Annotated in this window: 2 protein-coding genes; both read right to left on the bottom strand. The window is 35.2% G+C overall.

Annotated elements, in window-relative coordinates; all coding sequences use genetic code 11:
• On the bottom strand, positions 1-1,290 hold a 1,290-nt coding region (locus IEX29_RS26255; protein ID WP_229720414.1), incomplete at its 3' end, for a peptidoglycan recognition protein family protein.
• Positions 1,291-1,362: 72 nt separating this feature from the next.
• A partial coding sequence (locus IEX29_RS26250) for an N-acetylglucosaminidase (protein ID WP_188738830.1) occupies positions 1,363-3,046 on the bottom strand: 1,684 nt, incomplete at its 5' end.

The raw sequence follows: 3,046 nt of genomic DNA, 5'->3' as shown, positions 1-3,046 counted from the left end.
TTCTGTTATCTCATCTACATAAGCTTCATGAATAAAGACTTGTTTCCCGTCCAATATGCCTCGGTACCATATATTACTTCCTACTTTTTCTGTTTTGTTCACTTTAAATTCTTCTCCTGCGTAACTGCTTAAGTTATACACAAGATCAGTAGAGCCACCCCAGGCTTTCGAGTAAGCATTTCCTTTTCCATTCACAACTAGTGTTTTCGATTCATTATCAATACCATTATGATTATGAACTTTTATATCCTTTGCTTCTATCCAACCTACTACGCCGTTTGATGAGCTAGCTTGGTTACTAATTAAATAGTACTGCTTATTATCTATTACTGCCTCAGCCTTTATATAGAAAACTTTGTTTGCATCTTCTCCACTTATACTAGAAGCACCACTTTGAGAAACAGGATTATCATACTTCGTTACATTATTTGAATTTAGTTGTCCCAGCTTACTTGTATTTGCTTTCTTGCTAACGGCGATAGAATTATATTTGTCTGTCACAAGTGATGTAAACTCATTCCAATTATAACCGTATCTTGCAAAATAGCCATGAGGATCAACATGATTAGTACCTCCAAGATGATTAGTTACTGCTTTATGTGACCACAAAGTTCCTTTTCCAGAACTTTCTGCACTAGAAACTCCTAAATTATAGTCATATAAAATATTAGCTATATACTCTGCATAATTATTAATCGAATTTGCAAATTGGTCAAAATTATTTACCCGTACCAACTCTACATGAACAAAGCGTTCATTCGCAAATCTTCCCGCCCCCCAAGCACCGTAGTCAGGGGAATGTATCTCTACAACATTATTATGATCTACAAACGCATGAACAAATGCACTTGTATGATTTTGCTCCATATAGGAAATCTCACCCCAAATTGTAGAATTATCATTTGCAGTTTCATGCGCTACTACCCCCTCTACTTCTCCTACTCCATTACGATATGGAAATTTAGTAAACATGTCTTTATGCTGATAGCTGGTTTCTACCGGGGATATATTTTCAATATAGGAGTTTACATCAGGATAATTGCTAAATGGTGTAATAAGTTCTTCTTCCTCGCCTTCATGATCATGCTCCGGATTAAAATTCCCTTCACGCCAATCTTTTGGGATATACTGTAACTCTTCTTCGCTTAGTTCACTTATATCTTCTCCATAAATGATAATACCATCATCTGTTATCTCAAAATCTTTACTTTCTTCCTTTTCTTCAGCTGTAACCAATAGTGGAAATCCGCCTATAATGAGTAATAAAAGACTTACTAAGAATTTCTTCATTTCAAAATCATCCTTCCTTAAAAATAAAAACAACATCCTATTTTCATATTTTCATAGGATGCTGTTTTCAAATTACTTATAGTTTGGTACTTTAAATCTAAGTACAGGATTATCTAACTGTTCATACATAGTTTTAATGGTCGACACTTGTTTAACAGCCCATCCAATATCTGTAGCATATTGATGGTATCCTGGATTAGCCGGATTCCATCGCATTTTGTAGAGCGTATCTTGATTATCGCTGTTATGGATATATCTATCTCCAATAAATTTCGCGCCACCTGTAATTGCTTTTTCTGGCGTATTCCACCCTTCACGATATGCATGTACTGCTCCTGCTCTATGAGCGTCACCATCAATAGCTCCAATTCCGAACATATTATACACGGTTTGAATATTCTTTAAACTACTTCGGTTGCTGGATGTTACAAGAATTGGATTACCAGAACCATTCGTTCCTACTTCAACACCTTGGGCTAATGCCGAACCACCATTCCCCGTTTCTAGCAAAGCATGTGAAATCAAGTAAACTTCATTGATTTGATGCTGGTTCGCTCCATCAATAAAGGCCTGACCTTTACCAGATAAAATTCCTTTGCCCATTAATAAGTTATTTATTGAACTTGCCTTTACACCTACACTATCAGATAGAGAAAGATGTTGGAAGATATCATTATTAGAGGGATTTAGATACTGCAAAACATCTTGTCTAGTTGGATTTCTCCAAGCCTCGTAATTAATTTGATAGAAACTGTTCTGACTACCTAAAATGGATACAACACTACCTCTGTCAAGTATTCCATAAATATGGCTGCTTGTATTTGCTGCTGCTCTTACGTTTACGTTTGCTGTTGTTATGTTACTTGCATTTACATAGTTTTGATGAATAAATGCTGGACTATTTCTATATTTATCTGTTTGTTGTAATTGGTTCATTTGCGTGTTTAAAGCACTATTTAACGTCACATTAAAGTTTTCATAAACCATTCGATCTTCAGTTAGATAAGATTCATGGATAAATACTTGACGTCCATTTAACACACCTCGATACCATATATTATTTCCCACTTTTTCCGTTTTGTTAATTTGGAATGGCTGCTCTTTATAGTTTGAAAGATTGTACACAAAATCTTTATTTCCACCCCATGCTTTCGAATATGCTTGGCCCTTTCCATCTATAAAGAATGTCTTAGATTCCGTATCGACACCTGTATGATTATGCGTATTTATTTGCGAACTTTCTACCCAGCCTATTGTCCCGTCGGTACTGCTTGCCTGTGTACTTATTAAGTAATACTCCTGTCCATTTATTGTAGATTGTGATTTTATATAATAGACAGCATTCAAATATTTTGTATTATCTATTTTTGAATTTAAATCACCTAGTTGTTTGTATATTTCTGCATTACTTTTAAGATGACCCAGCTTGCTTGTATTTGTTTGTTTCACTTCACTAACAAATGATTCATGGATAAATACTTGTTCCCCATTCAATTTCCCTCGATACCATATATTGTTCCCTACACGCTCCGTCTTGTTTACTATAAATACTTGGTCTTTATAATTTGAGAGATTATATACACGGTCTTTGGAACCTCCCCATGCTTTTGTATATGCTTGGCCTTCTCCTTTAACCGTAAACACTTTTGTTTCTTTATCTACACCTGTATGATCGTGTATATTTATCTGCGAACTTTTTACCCAGCCTATTGTCCCGTTGGTACTGCTCGCTTCTGTACTAATTAAATAATATGTT

The organism is Oceanobacillus neutriphilus, assembly GCF_014645515.1.
GTDB classification, from domain to species: domain Bacteria; phylum Bacillota; class Bacilli; order Bacillales; family Amphibacillaceae; genus Oceanobacillus; species Oceanobacillus neutriphilus.
The sequence above is the reverse complement of the archived record's forward strand: the minus strand, read 5'-3'. Positions and strand labels throughout refer to the sequence as shown.